General features: G+C 60.8%; 12 protein-coding genes. 4 read left to right on the top strand and 8 right to left on the bottom strand.

The window, feature by feature from the left end:
* Nucleotides 1-11: 11 nt before the first annotated feature.
* A complete protein-coding gene (locus ACI77H_RS07980) occupies nt 12-1,712 on the bottom strand; it encodes a glutamine--tRNA ligase/YqeY domain fusion protein (protein WP_407011359.1) in 1,701 nt (566 codons plus the stop codon).
* A 268-nt stretch (nt 1,713-1,980) separates the two neighbouring features.
* Between ACI77H_RS07980 and ACI77H_RS07975 the strand changes: the two genes are divergently transcribed.
* Both ACI77H_RS07975 and lpxH read left to right on the top strand, forming a co-directional pair.
* Nucleotides 1,981-2,484: a peptidylprolyl isomerase gene (locus ACI77H_RS07975; RefSeq protein WP_150631115.1), complete on the top strand. Its 504-nt coding sequence runs from the start codon at nt 1,981-1,983 to the stop codon at nt 2,482-2,484.
* Nucleotides 2,481-3,233: a UDP-2,3-diacylglucosamine diphosphatase gene (gene lpxH, locus ACI77H_RS07970; RefSeq protein ID WP_407011358.1), complete on the top strand. Its 753-nt coding sequence runs from the start codon at nt 2,481-2,483 to the stop codon at nt 3,231-3,233. Before ACI77H_RS07975 ends, lpxH begins: the two co-directional genes overlap by 4 nt.
* 125 nt (nt 3,234-3,358) lie before the next feature.
* On the opposite strand, the gene ACI77H_RS07965 is transcribed toward lpxH, so the two are convergent.
* The 7 genes from ACI77H_RS07965 to ACI77H_RS07935 form a co-directional block, all read right to left on the bottom strand.
* Nucleotides 3,359-4,888 carry a DHA2 family efflux MFS transporter permease subunit gene (locus ACI77H_RS07965; RefSeq protein WP_407011357.1) on the bottom strand — a complete coding sequence of 510 codons (1,530 nt, stop codon included), beginning with the start codon at nt 4,886-4,888 and terminating at the stop codon, nt 3,359-3,361.
* A 165-nt stretch (nt 4,889-5,053) separates the two neighbouring features.
* The gene (locus tag ACI77H_RS07960; protein ID WP_407011355.1) at nt 5,054-6,256 is read right to left on the bottom strand and encodes an efflux RND transporter periplasmic adaptor subunit; all 1,203 of its coding nucleotides are present in this window, start codon (nt 6,254-6,256) and stop codon (nt 5,054-5,056) included.
* Nucleotides 6,257-6,271: 15 nt separating this feature from the next.
* Nucleotides 6,272-7,741, bottom strand: a complete 1,470-nt coding sequence (locus ACI77H_RS07955; RefSeq protein WP_407011354.1) for an efflux transporter outer membrane subunit — start codon at nt 7,739-7,741, stop codon at nt 6,272-6,274.
* A complete protein-coding gene (locus ACI77H_RS07950) occupies nt 7,738-8,211 on the bottom strand; it encodes a MarR family winged helix-turn-helix transcriptional regulator (protein ID WP_407011353.1) in 474 nt (157 codons plus the stop codon). Before ACI77H_RS07950 ends, ACI77H_RS07955 begins: the two co-directional genes overlap by 4 nt.
* Before the next feature lie 255 nt (nt 8,212-8,466).
* Nucleotides 8,467-12,135 carry a translocation/assembly module TamB domain-containing protein gene (locus ACI77H_RS07945; RefSeq protein WP_407011352.1) on the bottom strand — a complete coding sequence of 1,223 codons (3,669 nt, stop codon included), beginning with the start codon at nt 12,133-12,135 and terminating at the stop codon, nt 8,467-8,469.
* Complete coding sequence (locus tag ACI77H_RS07940; protein ID WP_407011351.1) at nt 12,132-13,859, bottom strand: autotransporter assembly complex protein TamA; 1,728 nt, start codon at nt 13,857-13,859, stop codon at nt 12,132-12,134. Before ACI77H_RS07940 ends, ACI77H_RS07945 begins: the two co-directional genes overlap by 4 nt.
* 66 nt (nt 13,860-13,925) lie before the next feature.
* Entirely contained in the window at nt 13,926-14,576 is a 651-nt protein-coding gene (locus tag ACI77H_RS07935; protein WP_407011350.1) for a GNAT family N-acetyltransferase, read from the bottom strand.
* Nucleotides 14,577-14,904: 328 nt separating this feature from the next.
* On the opposite strand from ACI77H_RS07935, the gene xthA reads away from it, so the two are divergent.
* Nucleotides 14,905-15,717 (top strand): exodeoxyribonuclease III, encoded by an 813-nt coding sequence (gene xthA, locus ACI77H_RS07930; RefSeq protein ID WP_407011349.1) that lies wholly within the window; start codon nt 14,905-14,907, stop codon nt 15,715-15,717.
* A 124-nt stretch (nt 15,718-15,841) separates the two neighbouring features.
* Nucleotides 15,842-17,182: a substrate-binding domain-containing protein gene (locus ACI77H_RS07925; protein WP_407011347.1), complete on the top strand. Its 1,341-nt coding sequence runs from the start codon at nt 15,842-15,844 to the stop codon at nt 17,180-17,182.
* The last annotated feature ends 231 nt before the right edge of the window (nt 17,183-17,413 follow it).

Here is a 17,413-nt window from a genome sequence, read left to right as displayed (position 1 = left end):
GGTTCCTTGAATCACTGGCCCCACGAATCACGCAAGGTCACGGTACGGTTGAACACCGGATGACCGGGTTTCGAGTCCTTGATATCCGCGCAGAAGTAACCTTCGCGCTCGAACTGGAAACGGTCTTCCGGCTGTGCATTGCCCAGCGAGGGTTCAGCACGACAACCAGTCAGCACTTGCAGCGAGTCAGGGTTGATGTTGTCCAGGAAACTGGCGCTGTCTTCGGCCTTCTCAGGGTTGGCCGAGCGGAACAGGCGATCGTACAAACGCACTTCGCACTCGACGCTGGCCGCAGCCGGCACCCAGTGCACCACGCCTTTGACCTTGCGGCCTTCAGGGTTCTTGCCCAGGGTTTCCGGGTCGTACGAGCAACGCAGTTCTACGATGTTGCCATCGGCGTCCTTGATCGCTTCGTCGGCGCGGATCACGTAGCTGCCGCGCAGACGCACTTCGCCGTTCGGCTCCAGGCGTTTGTAGCCTTTTGGCGGCTCTTCCATGAAGTCATCGTGGTCGATGTAGATTTCACGGGCGAATGGCAGCTTGCGCACGCCCAGTTCTTCTTTCTGCGGATGACGCGGCAGTTCGAGGTTCTCGACCTTGTCTTCCGGGTAGTTGGTGATCACGACCTTCAACGGACGCAGCACGCACATGGCGCGCGGAGCGTTCGCATCGAGGTCCTGACGGATGCTGAATTCAAGCATGCCGAAGTCGACCACGCCGTCGGAACGGTTGGTGCCGACCATACCGCAGAAATTACGGATCGACGCCGGCGTGTAGCCGCGACGGCGGAAGCCCGACAGGGTCGACATGCGCGGGTCATCCCAGCCAAACACGTGCTTTTCATCGACCAGTTGCTTGAGCTTGCGCTTGCTGGTGATCGTGTAGTTGAGGTTCAGGCGGCTGAACTCGTACTGACGCGGGTGCGCCGGCACTGGCAAGGCGTCAAGGAACCAGTCGTACAGCGGACGATGGCTTTCGAATTCCAGGGTACAGATCGAGTGGGTGATGCCTTCGATGGCGTCCGACTGACCGTGGGTGAAGTCGTAGTTCGGGTAGATGCACCACTTGTCGCCCGTCTGGTGGTGGTGCGCGTGACGGATGCGGTACATGATCGGGTCGCGCAGGTTCATGTTCGGCGAGGCCATGTCGATCTTGGCCCGCAGCACGCGTGCGCCGTCCTGGAATTCGCCGGCCTTCATGCGGGCGAACCAGTCGAGGTTTTCTTCCACGGAGCGGTCACGGAACGGGCTGTTCTTGCCCGGTTCGGTCAGGCTGCCGCGGTATTCCTTGGCCTGTTCCGGGCTCAGGTCATCGACGTAGGCTTTGCCGGCCTTGATCAGCTCGACGGCCCAGTCGTGCAACTGGTCGAAATACTGCGAGGCGTAGCGCACTTCACCGGACCATTCGAAGCCCAGCCATTTGATGTCGCTTTCGATCGCGTCGATGTATTCCTGGTCTTCCTTGGCCGGGTTGGTGTCGTCGAAACGCAAGTGGGTGACGCCGCCAAATTCCTGGGCCAGACCGAAGTTCACACAGATCGACTTGGCGTGACCGATGTGCAGGTAACCGTTGGGTTCAGGCGGGAAACGGGTAACGATCTGCGTGTGCTTACCCGAGTCCAGGTCCGCCTGGATGATCGGGCGCAGGAAATTGACCGGCACGGCAGGGCCGGTCTTGGAATTCGAGGTAGGGTCGACAGTGGGCTTGCTCATAGGATCCTTGGACGTACTAGTGCGTGGCCGGAACGAAAGGCCTGACAAAACAAAGCCGCTATCATAGCCGATGCCGTCAAGCCGCTGACAGTACAGGCCCGAAAACGGTTGCATTTAATCGGGTGCAAATGAAAAACAGCCTCGAAATTGGCGTCTGTCGCGCTAAACTGCGCACCTTGGCCGACATCGGCCGGACCGGTTGAGGGCTCGACAGCCCCGAAACCCACGAATTCCCAGAAAACGCATTACCTAAAAAGAGTCCCCGATCATGACCCAAGTCAAATTGACCACCAACCACGGCGACATCGTCCTGGAACTGAACGCTGAAAAGGCACCGCTGACCGTTGCCAACTTCATCGAATACGTCAAAGCCGGTCACTACGAAAACACCGTTTTCCACCGCGTCATCGGCAACTTCATGATCCAGGGCGGCGGTTTCGAGCCAGGCATGAAAGAAAAGAAAGACAAGCGCCCAAGCATCCAGAACGAAGCCGACAACGGTCTGCCGAACGAGAAGTACAGCGTGGCCATGGCTCGTACCATGGAACCGCATTCGGCTTCCGCGCAGTTCTTCATCAACGTCGCTGACAACAGCTTCCTCAACCACAGCGCCAAGACCACCCAAGGCTGGGGCTACGCGGTATTTGCCAAAGTCGTTGCCGGCACCGACGTGGTCGACAAGATCAAAGGTGTTTCCACCACTTCCAAGTCCGGCCACCAGGACGTGCCAGCAGACGACGTGATCATCGAGAAAGCCGAGATCATTGAGTGATACTGCTGATTTCAGACTTGCATCTGGAAGAGGAGCGCCCGGACATCACCCGGGCGTTTCTGGATTTGCTCGCCGGACGCGCCCGCTCGGCGAGTGCGCTGTACATATTGGGCGACTTTTTCGAGGCGTGGATTGGCGACGATGCCATGACCCCCTTCCAGCGTTCCATCTGCCAGGCCCTGCGCGACCTCAGCGACAGCGGCACGGCGATTTTTCTGATGCACGGCAATCGCGACTTCATGATCGGCCAGGCCTTCTGCAAGCAGGCCGGCTGTACATTGCTGAAGGATCCGAGTGTCGTGCAGTTCAACGGCGAGCCGGTGCTCTTGATGCACGGCGACAGCCTTTGCACCCGCGACGAAGCGTATATGAAGCTGCGTCGCTACCTGCGCAACCCGATCACCCTGTTCATCCTGCGCCACCTGCCCTTGCGCACCCGCCATAAGCTGGCGCGCAAGCTGCGCAGCGAAAGCCGAGCGCAGACGCGGATGAAGGCCAATGACATCGTCGATGTCACGCCGGACGAAGTGCCACGGGTCATGCAGGCCTACGGCGTGAAAACCCTGATCCACGGGCACACCCATCGCCCGGCCATCCACAAGTTGCAGATTGGCGAGCAAGCGGCCAAGCGCATTGTGCTGGGGGATTGGGATCGTCAGGGTTGGGCGTTGCAAGTGGATGAGCAAGGGTTTGCGCTGGCCCCCTTCGACTTCGCCCCGCCGCCACAACTGGCAGCCCCCACGAACTGACAGACCACCACAGATCCCATTGTGGGAGCGGGCTTGCTCGCGAAATCGGTGTGTCAGTTGTTATAGATGTTGACTGACAGGACGCCTTCGCGAGCAAGCCCGCTCCCACGGGGACTGTGTTTGGATTAGTGGCCGCTGGCCGCTGGCCCCGCCTTCGCCGCGAACGGCGGTTTCGCCAGCCACACCAGCACGATCAATCCCATGAACGCCCACCCCAGCAACGTGAAGTAATCCACGGTGGAGAGCATGTACGCCTGACTGGTCAGCACATGATCGAGCTGTGCATACGCCGGGTTGCTGGCACCGCCCAGCGCATTCAGAGCCTCGCGGGTCGCCGGCTCGTAGGTGCTGATACTTTCGCTCATATAGGCATGATGCTGGTCCGCCCGGCGAATCCAGATCCATGTGGTCAACGACGCCGCAAAACTGCCGCCTAACGTCCGCAGGAAGGTCGCGAGGCCCGCGCCGTCGGCGATCTGGCTCGGTGGCAGGTCCGACATCAAAATGCTCAAGGTCGGCATGAAGAACAGCGCCACGCCAATGCCCATGAACAGTTGCACCAGAGCGATGTGCTGGAAGTCCACCTCGTTGGTAAACCCGGCGCGCATGAAGCAGCTGAGGCCAATCGCCAGGAACGCCAGGCCCGCCAATAGCCGCAGGTCGAACTTATGCGCGTACTTGCCGACAAATGGCGACATCAGTACCGGCAAAATCCCGATCGGCGCCACCGCCAGCCCGGCCCACGTTGCCGTGTAGCCCATCTGGGTTTGCAGCCATTGCGGCAGGATCAGGTTGATCCCGAAGAACCCGGCGTAACCCAACACCAGCACAATCGTGCCGATGCGGAAGTTGCGATACGCAAACAACCGCAAGTTGACCACCGGGTGTTTGTCGGTCATTTCCCAGATCACGAAGACCGCCAGCGCAATTGCGGAAATGGCCGCGCCGATGAGGATGAAGTTCGACTCGAACCAGTCGAGGTCGTTGCCCTTGTCGAGGATCACCTGCAACGCGCCGACGCCGATAATCAACGTGATCAGACCGACGTAATCCATCGGCTGGTAACTGGTCACCACCGGCCGCGCCTTGAGCTGCGAACGCACGACCATGACTGCGAAAACCCCGATCGGCACGTTGATGAAGAAGATCCACGGCCAGCTGTAGCTGTCGGTAATCCAGCCACCCAGAATCGGACCGGCAATCGGCGCCACCACCGTGACCATCGCCAGCAACGCCAGGGCCATGCCACGCCTCGCCGGCGGATAGACCGCGATCAGCAGCGTCTGGGTCATTGGGTACAACGGCCCGGCCACCAGACCTTGCAGCACCCGAAAGCCGATCAGCTCCGGCATCGAGGTCGAGATACCGCAGAGAAACGAGGCCAGCACGAACAGAATCGTCGCCCAGAGAAACAGCTTCACTTCACCGAACCGGCGGCTGAGCCAACCGGTCAGCGGCAGCGCGATGGCGTTGCTCACCGCAAACGAAGTGATCACCCAAGTGCCCTGCTCCGAACTCACGCCCAGGTTGCCGGAAATCGTCGGCAACGCCACGTTGGCGATGGTGGTGTCGAGCACTTGCATGAAGGTCGCCAGCGACAGGCCGATGGTGCTGAGTAGCAGGCTGGGCGGGGTGAAAGACGCGTTATTGCTCATCGCGAATCCTTTGAAACCTGATGGGTGCTGCGCCCCTTAAGGACGCAGCCGGACCCTGTGGGAGCGGGCTTGCCCGCGATAGCGGATTCACATTCGACATGTGCGTTGAATGTTGCGCCGTCATCGCGGGCAAGCCCGCTCCCACAGGGTCGGTGTCATGGCGAATCAACGCTGCACGGTTTTGCTGACCGCTGCGCTGTTGTCGTGGATCAACTGCGTGATCATGGCGTCGGCTTCGGCCAACTGACGGTCGTAGACGTTGGTGCTGAACGAAGCCTTTTGCGGCGGCTGTTGCGCCAGCACCGGGCCGCTCTGGTCACGCAGGTTCACGTCGACCTGAGTCGACAGGCCCACCCGCAACGGGTGTTTGGCCAGTTCTTCGGCGTTGATGTGAATCCGCACCGGTACCCGCTGCACGATCTTGATCCAGTTACCGGTGGCGTTCTGCGCCGGCAGCAGGGCAAACGCGCTGCCGGTGCCGGCGCCGAGGCTGTCGATGGTGCCGCTGAATTTCACGTCGCTGCCGTACAGGTCGGCTTCGATGTCCACCGGTTGGCCGATGCGCATGTCACGCAGCTGGGTTTCCTTGAAGTTGGCGTCGATCCATAGCTGATCCAGCGGAATCACCGCCATCAGCGCGGTGCCCGGCTGGACCCGTTGACCGAGTTGTACCGAGCGCTTGGCGACGTAACCGGTCACCGGTGCAATCAAGGTGCTGCGCGAGTTGTTCAGGTACGCCTGGCGCAATTGCGCGGCGGCCGACATCACGTCCGGGTGCGACGACACCACGGTGTCATCCACCAGGGCGCTGGTGGTTTTCAGTTGCTGCTTCGCATTGGCCAGGGCGTTTTGCGCCGAGGTCAGGTCGTCGCGAGCGTGGGACAGTTCTTCCTGGGAAATCGCCCCGCCAGCCGCGAGATTTTTCCGCCGGTTGAAGTTGTCCTGAGCTTTCTGCACTTCGGCCTGCTGGGCGTTGACCTGGGCTTTCATGCCGTCGACGTTGCTGTACAAGCCGCGAACCTGACGCACGGTGCGCGCCAGATTGGCCTGGGCACTTTGCAGACCGACTTCGGCGTCGTTAGGGTCGAAGTTGACCAGCACCTGACCTTCATGGACCAGGTCGCCGTCATCGGCGCCGATGCTGACCACGGTGCCGGTGACCAGCGGGGTGATTTCCACCACGTTGCCGTTCACATAAGCGTCGTCGGTACTCTCATTCCAGCGCCCGTAGAACTCGTGATAACCCCAGACGCCGATGCCGGCAAGAATCACCACGATGGCCAGAACAACCAACATGACCTTGCGTTTGCGAGGGTTGCTGGAATCGGGAGTGTTGTCCGGGGTTTGTGTGTTTTCTGCAGTGGCCATGACCATTACCTTGAATTAGTTGTGCTGCGTGGCTGGGGTTGCGTTGGCCGCGGTCAGGGTGTCGCCCTGAAAACCGCCGCCCAGCGCTTGCATCAGTTGGATCGACAAGTCGATCTGCTCGGCATTCAGGTTGGCCAGCTGACGCTGGGCCTGGAGCAATTGCTGCTCGATGCTGAGCACGTCCAGGTAGTTACCGATGCCGGAACCGTACCGCTGGACCACGGTGTTGTAAGAATCCTGAGCAATGTCGGTCGCGTGTTGCTGAGCGCCGATCTGCCGGCCGATATCGCGCAACTGGTTGATGGTGTCGCTGACATCACCGAGGGCTTTCACCAGGCTTTTGTTGTACTGCGCCACCGCGAGGTCGTAATCGGCGTCGCGGGCATCGAGGTCGGCGCGCAGGCGGCCGCCGTCGAAAATCGGCACAGAGATTGTCGGTGCAATGTTGAAGAATCGACTGGCCGAACCAAACATCGCGTCGCCCAACAACGATTCGGCACCGGCTGCGGCGCTGAGGTTGAGGTTGGGATAGAACCGGGTCTTGCCGGCGTCGATGTTCTTGCTCGCTGCCTCGACCCGCCAGCGCGCGGCCACCAGATCCGGGCGCCGACCGAGCAATTCGGCGGGCAGGACCGACGGTAACGCGACAGCGCTGGCCTGAAGAACCTTCGGCCGGGCGATGTCATTGCCGCGATCCGGACCTTTGCCAAGCAATACCGCCAGGGCGATTTTTGCACTTTGCAGGCGTTTTTCGGCGTCGATCAGGCTGGCTTCGGAGGTGGCTTCGAGACTTTCGGTTTGCTGGAACTGGTATTGGCTGTCGATGCCGGAGCTCAGGCGACGCTGGCTCAAGTCGAGCATTTGCTTTGTACGCTTGAGGTCTTCCTGGGCCAGGTCGTGAACGATATGCGCCTGTCCCAGATCGCTATAAGCGCGGGCAACGTCGGCGGACAAGGTCAATTGCGCCGCTTGCTGGTCGACTTCGGCAGCCCGGGCCTGACCCAACGCGGCCTCCCAGGCATCACGCTGACCGCCCCAAAGGTCGAAGTTGTAATTGAAACTGGCGCCGATGTTACGCACGGTGGAGTAGGCATCGCCCTCGCCCCTCGGGTCTTGATCTCGCGCCAGACGCGAACGGCTGACACCGGCGCTGGCATCCAGGGTCGGCATCCGCGCAGCATCGGCGGCATACGCGGCGGCGCTGGCCTGATGGGCGCGGGCGTCGGCGATCTGCATGTCGGGGCTGTCGTGCAACGCTTCGCGAATCAGACCGTCGAGCTGTGGGTCGCCGAGGCTTTTCCACCAGTCGCTTTTCGGCCAGGCCGCGGGCGACAGGGTCACGCCGCTGAGGGATTGTCCGGCCTTGAGGGTTTTCGCATCGAGGCTTTTGCCTTCGGTGGTCAGGCCGCTGTAGCTGGCACAACCGGCCAGGGTCATGGCCGCGAGCACCAGGCTCAGGCCGGCACGCAGGGTTTTGCTGCTCATTTGTCACCTACCCGCAGCAGCGTGATCGAGTCACCGGCTGCCACCAAAATTTTCTTCAGGATCTGTTCCAGGGTGCTCAGCTCTTCGGGAGTGATGGCGCCGGCCAGTTCGTTCATTGCGTCTGCGCCGATTTCCGGCAGGCGGTCAGCCAACTGTTGGCCTTGCTCAGTTAACACAAGCTGCACCTGACGGCGGTCCGCTTCCGAGCGTTGGCGGGCGAGGAAACCTTTCTGCTCCAGACGATCGAGCATGCGGGTCATCGAACCACTGTCGAGCGACAGGTGACGGCACAGCTCGGCCGGGGTATCAACACCGAACTGAGCCATGATGATCAGCACTTTGAACTGCGCGGCAGTGATGCCGTGAGGTTCCATGTGCGTGTCGATGATCCGGTCCTTGAGCAGCGCAGCGCGCCCGAGCAGGAGGCCGAGATGGCAGTTCTTGAATTCGTCCGGGGTGAAATGTTTCATCTGATCACCAATTAGCTGCCTAGGCAGAGAATGTATATCGAGATGTTACTGCCTAGGCAGCGAATGTCAACGTAATAGTTAGGTTGCTTTGTATTTGGCGGATAAATGGCTTTTCGACAGGGGGGATTTGCGGCGGTTGTTCCATTGCTATCGCCAGCAAGCTGGCTCCTACAGGGTCCGCGTTGATCTTGCGGTTTCTGTAGGAGCCGGCTTGCCGGCGATGCAATCGACTCGGTTTTTCTGGAGGGACGGGGTCTAGAAATCCCGCTTGTAGAAGATATCCAGCGAACTGGCAACGCCACCCGCCGCTTCGAGGTACACCTTCTTGCTCAGCTTGTAGCGCAAGGCAATGGTGTTGGCCGGCTCAAACACACCCACGCCATAACGCAGGCTGAGTTTCTCGGAGATATTGCCGCTGGCGACCACACTTGTGGTGTTGCCGCTGCCTTCGGTATCGAGCTGGAAATCCTGGATCCCCAGATCGCTGGCCAGTTTGCCGGTGACCCCGGAACTGCCCATCAAACCCAACCCCAGCGCGGCCTGCGCCAGCATGTTGTTGTCTTCACCGGTGGTGCTCAGCGGACGCCCGAGCACCAGATAAGACAAGGCCTGCTCCTGACTCATCGCCGGTTCGGAGAAAATCTGCGTGGTCGGCTGCTCGGCGCTGCCGCTCAGGCGAATACCGGCGATGACGTCGTCGGTCTGGCGAATCGCCTCGATGTCCAGGTACGGCTGATCGATCGGCCCGGCAAACAGCAAGCGCGCCCGACGCACCGTCAGCCGCTGGCCATAGGCCCGGTAACGCCCGTCGTTGAGCCACAGCTCGCCGCGGGTGTCCATGTTGTCGCCGATGTGCACATGCCCTTGCAGGTTGGCGGTCAGGCCAAACCCGGCGAAGCTGAGTTTGTCCTCGCCGACCACCACGTCGATGTCCATTTTCATCGCCAACGGCGGTTTGCCCTCTTCGGTTTGCTGGCCGATGATCACCGTGTCATCGGACACTTTTACCGTCGACGGCGGCAACTCGCGTACGGTGATTTCGCCTTTCGGCACCCGCACTTTGCCGGCGATGGCCAGCTCCTCGTCCTTCATCGAAATCTTCAAGTCCGGCGCGACTTCGAGCTTGGCGTACGGTTCGACCGTGACTGGCAACTGCGTGCCTTTGAGCGCTAGATCGACCACCAGCGCCTGACCCCAGGCGATGCTGCCGGTCAAGCTGCCCTGCCCGCTCTTGCCGCTTTTCCAGCCACCGTTCAACTGCACCGTTTCACCGGCGATCAGCGCTTGAAGCTGCAACGCCTCAATTTCCATCGGCAGCTCAGGCCCGGAGACTTCACCGTCGCTGAGTAGCAGATTGCCGTTCACCAACGGCGCCATCAGCGTGCCGGCGATCGTGCCGTTGCCATTCAAGCGCCCGGTCAGTTTCTCGACCATCGGCACAAACGGTCGCGCCACGGACAAGTCGAGGCCATTGAGACGGAACGCGCCGCTCAGCGGTTTGTTCTTCGGCAGCGGATTGATTTGCGCCTGGACACTCAATTCACCGAGTTTACCGCCGACGAAATTGAGGTCGGTGTCGATGCGCTTGGGCGTGAGTTTGCTGGTGAGTTTCAGGGTCTGGTAGGGGAAGTCCAGCCACTGATCCTTGTCCTTGATGCGCAGGGTACCGCCGCTGGCATCGAGGCTGATCTGGCCGTTCGGGCCGCTGGCCGGCAGGTCCAGCTGCAGGTCGGCGTTGAGCCGGCCCTGCCAGGCGAAGTCCTTCGGCAGCCATTGTGCAAGGCTTTCAATCGGGAATTGCTTGAGGTGGTAACGCAGCTTCGGCTCCGGCATCAGGCGCTGGTCTTCGCCGCACAGACTGGCCGGGCCGGACATCCAGCAATGGGCGCCGAAGTTGATTTTGCCGTCCGCCAGCCGTTCGAGTTTCGCCGGGCTTTGCAGCTTCCAGTCCTGGCCGCCGGCCTGGATATCGCCACTGGCCAGACGTCCGCGCCAGTTACCTTTGTCCAGATTGCCATCGAGTCCGAGGGCCAGTTTAAGTTGCGGGCCTTGCAGATCGAGCGCCAGTTTCTGCTGTTTGATATCGCCCTGACCGCTGGCGGTCAGCGTGCCCAGCGTGGTGTCGCCAGCCCGAATGCCGCTGCCCTTGAGATCGATTTTCGCCCGTTGCGCGCTGTCGAGGGTGGCGTCGAGGTTGAGGCTTTGCAGGCGATTGTCCTCGAACGCCAGTTGCGTGCCTTGCAGCCCGAGCTTGCCTTGTGGCGCCCTGAGCGTGCCAGCGACATCGACGCGGCCGTTGAGTTGACCACGCAATTGCGGCCAGAGCTGGGCCAGGCGCGACAGCTTGATGTCGATCTGACCGGCGAGTTTCTGTTGCAGGCTGCCCTTGCCGGTGATGATGTTGTCACCGAGGCGGATTTGCAGCGCGCTGAGGTTCCATTGCTCGCCGCTGCCATCGGCCTTGGCTTGCAGAACCGCCGGTTGACCGCGCAGTTTGCCTTTCAGATCGAGGTCTGCACTCAGGCTGAGCCGTTCATTCTTCAGCTCGCCTTTGCTGCGCAACGGTCCGGCCAGGGTCCCCGGCAATTCCGCGACCCAGTACGCCGGGTTAATTGCCGAGAGGTCCAGCGCCGTGTCCCAGGCAATGCCATCGGCGAATTGCAGGTTCAGGTGCCCTTCGGCCTTACCCTGCCCGGCTTGGAGCTGGATTTGTTGCAGGTAGATTTTTGTCAGGTCGCCGGCGAACGGGCTGCTCAGACTGAACGCCCCGGCCGGGCCATCCAGCGCGGCTGTGAAGTTGCCGAGGTATTGGCCGTCGGTGTAGGAGACTTCGCCGCTGAAGCTACGCAACGCCACTTCCGGTTCGTCGATCAGCGGATAGAGCCGGTGCCAGGGGAAGTCCAGCCAGTCGACTTTCGCAGTGGCATTCAGGCCTTTGCTCCAGTCCAGAACGCCGGTGAGCTTGAGGCTTTGTTTGTCGTTGGCGGTCAGGTCCAGTGCGGCGACCTGCGCGCCGCTGGCGTCGACTTTGCCTTGCAGCATCAGTGCAACCGGGCCTTGCTCGGCAGGCAGCGTGGCGTTGCCGCGCAACTGGTAACCGTTTTTAAGGTCACCGTCGCCGGTCAATTCAAGCTGATTGAGTTGCAGCGTGTCTGGCAAATCGGCGCTGGGTTTGAAGCCGTCGGCGGTGATCCGCACTTTGGCCGGCAGGTTGTCCACCAGCGGTTGCAATTCGCCGGTCAGTTGGCCGTTCAGGTAACCACTGCTGTCGGCGGTAAGCTTCAAGGTTTTCAGCAGGTCGCCGTCGATTTTCAGCGCCAGCGCCCAAGGCTCGGGGGCCGGTAAAGTCAGTTTGCCCTCGGCTTTAAGCGGCCAGTTACCGCTGGGTTGCAGCAGGCCGGACAGGTTCAGGCTCAGCTCGTCACGTTGCAGTTGCACGGAATCGATCTGCAAACCTTGCGCGGTCCAGTGCGCCACCAATTGCAGGCCTTTGAATTCTTCGCTGCCGTTGAACAGCAGGCTGCCGACCTGCACATCGCCCAGCTCGATCGCCAACGGCAATTTCAGATCCGGCAACGTGATCGGTCCGCTGCTTTCTTCTTCGGGGCCCGGCGGAAACTGCAGGCTGACCTGATCGGCCTTCAACTGGTCGATGCACAGGGCCATACGCATCAGGCACAACGGCGACCAGGCGAAAATCACTTTATCCAGCTCAACCCGACTGGTGTCTTGCTGCCAGATCAAATGGTCCGCGCTCCACTGCCCGCCTAGTCGCCCCTGGAAATTCTCGACGCTCAAACCCGGTACAAAGCCGAGCGCCCAACGGCTGCCCGTCGCCGTGCCCAGCACCGTGGTCACGGTCACCAGCACCAGCATCAGCAGCGCCGGAATCGCCAGCAGCGTTACTTTCAAACCACGCGTCACAGCTCAGGCCCCATGGAAAAATGCAGTCGAATACCGCCGTCGTCATCCAGCGCGTGGGCCAGGTCGAGGCGAATCGGCCCCACCGGTGACACCCAGCGCACGCCGATACCCACACCGGTCTTGAGCTCAGGCAGTTCGAGTTTGTTGAAGGAGTTGCCTTGGTCGAGAAACGTCGCAACCCGCCATTTTTCGGCGATGGAATATTGATACTCGACACTGCCGGCAATCATGTAGCGGCCACCGATGCGGTCGCCGTCGGAGTTTTCCGGGGACAGGCTCTGGTAGTCGTAACCGCGCACGCTCTGATCGCCACCGGCGAAGAAGCGCAGTGATGGCGGCACCGATTTGTAGCCATTGGTGGCGCTGCCGCCCACCTGCACCCGGCCGAGGAAGCGGTGTTTATCAAAGACCGTGGTCAGGCCTTTGACCAGCGCCGTGCCGTAAACCAGATTGGTGTCGGAGCCCACGCCTTCCTTGGCGACTTTGCTTTCGAATTGCAGGCGATAACCGTTGTGCGGGTCGATGCGGTTGTCGCTTTTCAGATAGGAATAGCTGACGCCGGGCATCAGCAGATTGCTCAGCCCCGAGTCATCGCCGAGTCGATATTCTTCGCGCTGCCATTTCAGCGACACCACCCGCTGCCAGCCGCTGGGCAACTTGCTGTGCCATTCGGGGCCGAGGGTCAGCAGCTTGCTCAGGCTGTCCTTGTCGGCAATTTCTTCGCTCTGATAACCACCGGCGAAGCGCAGTTTGTCGGTCAGCGGCGGGTCCAGTGGAATGTCGTAGAACACCCCGACGTTCTGCCGCGGTGCCGAGACTTCGGTCTCCCAACCATAGCTGTGGCCCTGGGGATTGACCCAGTGCCGGGTCCAGTTGGCCTTGACCCGTGGGCCGACGTCGGTGGAAAAACCCAAACCGAGGCCCATGGTCCGTGGCTTGCGGGTTTCGAGTTTGACGTCCACCGGGATCACATCATTCTTGGACGCCGTCGGCGCGGCGTCGACGCGCACGCCTTCGAAATAGCCGCTCGATTGCAGGTTCTGATTGAGTTCGGCGATCAGTTCGGAGTCATACGGCGCACCCGACTTGAATGGCACCATGCGTTGCAGCAACTCCTCGTCGAACGGTGTATCGCCTTCAAAACTGACTTTACCCAGGGTATAACGCGGGCCGCTGTTGTAGATCAGTTCGATGTCCGCGACACCGGCTCGAGGGTCGACCGCCAATTTCTGACTGGTGAAATAGCCACTGAAGAACCCGTAACGCGAAGCCTGGTTCTGAATCAACCGCTTGGCGTCTTCGTAGCGGCCATGATTGAGCACCGCGCCGGTTTTCAGCGCGGCGCTTTTCGGCACACGAAAGGCTTTGAGGGAGGCCGCTGGGCCGTCGATGCGAACAGTGACATTGCGCAAATGCACAGGCTCGCCGGGATCGATGTTCATGACCAGGCGTGGGGTCTTGCCGCCCTTCACGTCCGTGTCGATCTGTGGCTGGTAGTAACCCAAGGCCTGGGCGGCCTTGCGCGCCTGTTCTTCGGCGCCACGACTGAAGCGCAACAAGGCTTCTTCGTCACGATCGCCGAGGCTGCCGATATAGCCCTCTATATTGGCCTTCAGTTCATCGTTGGACGGTTTGATCCGCACATCCAATTCACTTTGCGCCAGCGCCGTGCAGCTGGTGATCAGCATCAGCACGCCACTGGTAATTCTTCCTGGAAACTTCATAGGCGCGGATGCTATCACGAGCTTGGGAGCGTGATAGAGCCTCGCGCCCCGCGAAAGTTCTACCGTTTATGCCGAGGCGGTTTGCAGCAGCTGCGGATTGGCATGAAAAAACACGTGCTCGCGGATCGGTCCTACGGCAACCTCGCCGATTTCCTCATAGCCCTGACGTTTATAAAACTCCAGATAACGCGGATTCCCGGTATCGAGGACTACACCTTCAGAGTGTTCATCGACCGCGCACCAGTTGTGCACCGCTTGCAGCAGTTGCTCGCCGAAGTGCTTGCCCTGGAACTGCGGATGAATCCCCAGCAACGGCAACAGATGCACCGCGTCGGACGGCACGCAGGCCATCACCGCGTCGTGGTATTCGAGGTAGCGACGGGTGCAGCGAAACCCGGTACTGAGCACCATGCGCAAGCGCCAGGCCCAACTCTCGGTAATGCCCAGGCGTCGTTGCGGCGGCGCGATCAGGGCGATGCCGATCAAACGGTCGTTGACCAGCAGGCCAATGGCCGGCAAGTCCTGAAGAAAGTGTTGTTTGACCAGTTCACGCACGGTGGCACGGACCCGCTGTTCATAACCGGGACGTTCGGCTTCGAACAGGTAACCGAAGGTCGGCTCGTGGCGGTAGGCCTGGTACAACAGGGAGCGGGCTTCGCGAGAATAGCCGCTGTCGAGCATGTGGATATCGGCGATGGCGGTCGAGGTTTCGGGCATAACGGTCATTCTCCCCGGCGCGGCTCGGGTGGCTGCGCTCTTATTGGTACGAGCGTATGGGTGGCTTCACAGTTCCCCAGACAGGTATAGACCAAAGTCAGGATCTTCATCGACTGAACTGGCCTCTTCGCGGGCAAGCCACGCTCCCACAGTGTCCGTGTCGTACACAAAGTCTGCGAACGCTATTGAACCTGTGGGAGCGGGCTTGCCCGCGAAGAGGCCCGAGCAGCCAACAAAGATCTGACAGAACACAACGAATCCCCTCACCCCACACTGGCCCGATTCCCACAGGTCAGCTAGCATCGCCCTTTTGCCAGGACTGCCGACCATGAAGATCGTCTCCTTCAACATCAACGGGCTGCGCGCTCGCCCGCATCAGCTGGCGGCGCTGATCGAAAAACATCAGCCGGACGTGATCGGCCTGCAGGAAACCAAGGTCCACGACGATCAGTTCCCGCTGGCCGAGGTTCAGGCGCTGGGCTATCACGTGTATTTCCACGGGCAAAAGGGTCACTACGGTGTCGCCCTGCTCTCGCGCAAGGATCCGCTGGAGCTGCACAAGGGCTTCGTCACCGACGAAGAGGACGCTCAGCGGCGCTTTATCTGGGGCACCTTCGCCGACGCCAATGGCGTGCCGGTGACCATCATGAACGGCTATTTCCCACAGGGTGAAAGCCGTGACCACCCGACCAAGTTCCCGGCCAAGGAACGCTTCTACAACGATCTGCAACACTTGCTGGAAAGTCAGTTCAACAACGAACAGGCGCTGGTGGTGATGGGCGATGTGAACATTTCCCCGGAAGACTGCGACATCGGCATCGGCCCGGACAATATGAAACGCTGGCTGAAAACCGGCAAATGCAGCTTTCTGCCGGAAGAACGCGAGTGGATGGCGCGCCTGAAGAACTGGGGCCTGGTGGACAGCTTCCGCCACCTGAACCCGGACGTGGCCGACCGCTTCAGTTGGTTCGACTATCGCAGCCGTGGCTTTGAGGATGAACCGAAGCGCGGGTTGCGGATCGACGTGATCATGGCGTCCCACGGTTTGTTGCCACGGGTGAAGGATGCCGGCGTGGATTACGAACTGCGCGGGATGGAAAAACCGTCGGACCACGCGCCAATCTGGCTTGAGTTGAGCTGATCCCTACCTGGCGACATAGATCAACTGTGGGAGCGAGATCGCTCCCACATTAGCAACTGTCATCTTTCGGAAACTTTACTGACTTAATCTCTCGGCACTCTCTTTGGCTTTATAAGGTGCCGGCATGACCCTGCGCGCTTTCTTCCTGTTGATGCTGTGCGCCGGGCTGCCCATCACCGCGTCGGCCGGTGACTTACCGACGCCCAAACAGGGGCCGGTGCTGCGCATCCAGGGTTCCAACACCATCGGCGCGGCATTGGGCCCGGCGCTGGTCGAAGGTTTGATGCGCGAGCAAGGCTTGCTCAAAGTGCACAGCGAAATCCCGGACACCGCCAACGAACTGCGGGTGGTCGGCGAAACCGCTCAGGGCCGGCGGGTCGTGGTGGACATCGCGGCCCACGGTTCCAGCACCGGTTTCACCGCCCTGAAAAACGCCACGGCGGACCTCGCCGCCTCTTCGCGTCCAATCAAGGACAGCGAACTGCTGGCCCTCAAATCCCTCGGCGACCTGAAAAGCCCCGGCGCCGAGCAGGTCATCGCCATTGATGGCCTGGCAATCATCCTTCATCCGCAAAACCCGCTGAACCAGCTCAACACCGAACAACTGGCGCAAATCTTCAGCGGCGAAGCGAAAACCTGGGAAGAACTCGGCGGCAGCGGTGGGAACATTCACCTGTATGCGCGGGACGACCAATCGGGCACGTACGACACCTTTAAGGAAGTCGTCCTCAGCCGTCGTGGGAAAACGCTGAACAGCGCGGCGAAACGCTTCGAATCCAGCGAACAATTGTCCGACGCGGTCAGCCTCGACCCGCAAGCCATCGGCTTCATCGGTCTGCCCTACGTGCGCCAGGCCAAAGCCGTGGCGATCGTCGATGGCCAATCCCAGGCTATGCCGCCGCTCAACAGCGTGATCGCCACGGAAGACTATCCGTTGTCGCGACGGCTGTTCTTTTACCTGCCGCCCAACGGCAAAAATCCCTGGGCCGAGGCGTTGGTGGCGTTTGCGCAAAGCAGCAACGGCCAGGCCATCGTCGCGGCCAACGGGTTTATTGCCCAGACCGTGCAGGCGATGGCCGTTACGCCGAATGCATTGATGCCCGAGGGTTATCAGGCACTCAGCCGCCACGCCCAGCGCTTGACCGTGAATTTTCGTTTCGAAGAAGGCAGCGCAACGCTGGACAACAAGGCCCGACAGGACCTGACGCGGGTGCTCGATTACCTGCAGCAGAATCAGAAAACCAACCGACAGGTGGCGCTGGTGGGGTTTGGCGATGCCAAGAGCGATCCGGCGCGGGCCGATCTGCTGTCGAAACTGCGGGCGATGGCGGTGCGGCGGGAGCTGGTGAAAAGCGGCGTGGTGTTTCGCGAGATTCGTGGCTTTGGCGCCGAGATGCCGGTGGCGGCCAACAGTGCGGATGAGGGGCGGATCAAGAATCGGCGAGTTGAGGTTTGGGTTTATTGAGAGGGTTTGTGTGCAAATCCGTTTCTGCGGTAACGGCACGGCATCTACACGCGGACGCGGTACTTGGCCCCCACACATATCAACTGTAGGAGCTGGCTTGCCGGCGATGGCGTCCGTGCGGCCAATAAATAAGTTGACTGACCCACCGCTATCGCCGGCAAGTCAGCTCCTACAGGGGAGCTGTGTACGTGTCCGGAATGAGGTAACCGCAGCAAGGACGGAAAACGCGTA

The sequence above is a fragment of the Pseudomonas sp. O230 genome (assembly GCF_045447035.1).
In the GTDB taxonomy this organism is placed as follows: domain Bacteria; phylum Pseudomonadota; class Gammaproteobacteria; order Pseudomonadales; family Pseudomonadaceae; genus Aquipseudomonas.
This window is presented reverse-complemented; position numbering and strand designations above follow the sequence as displayed.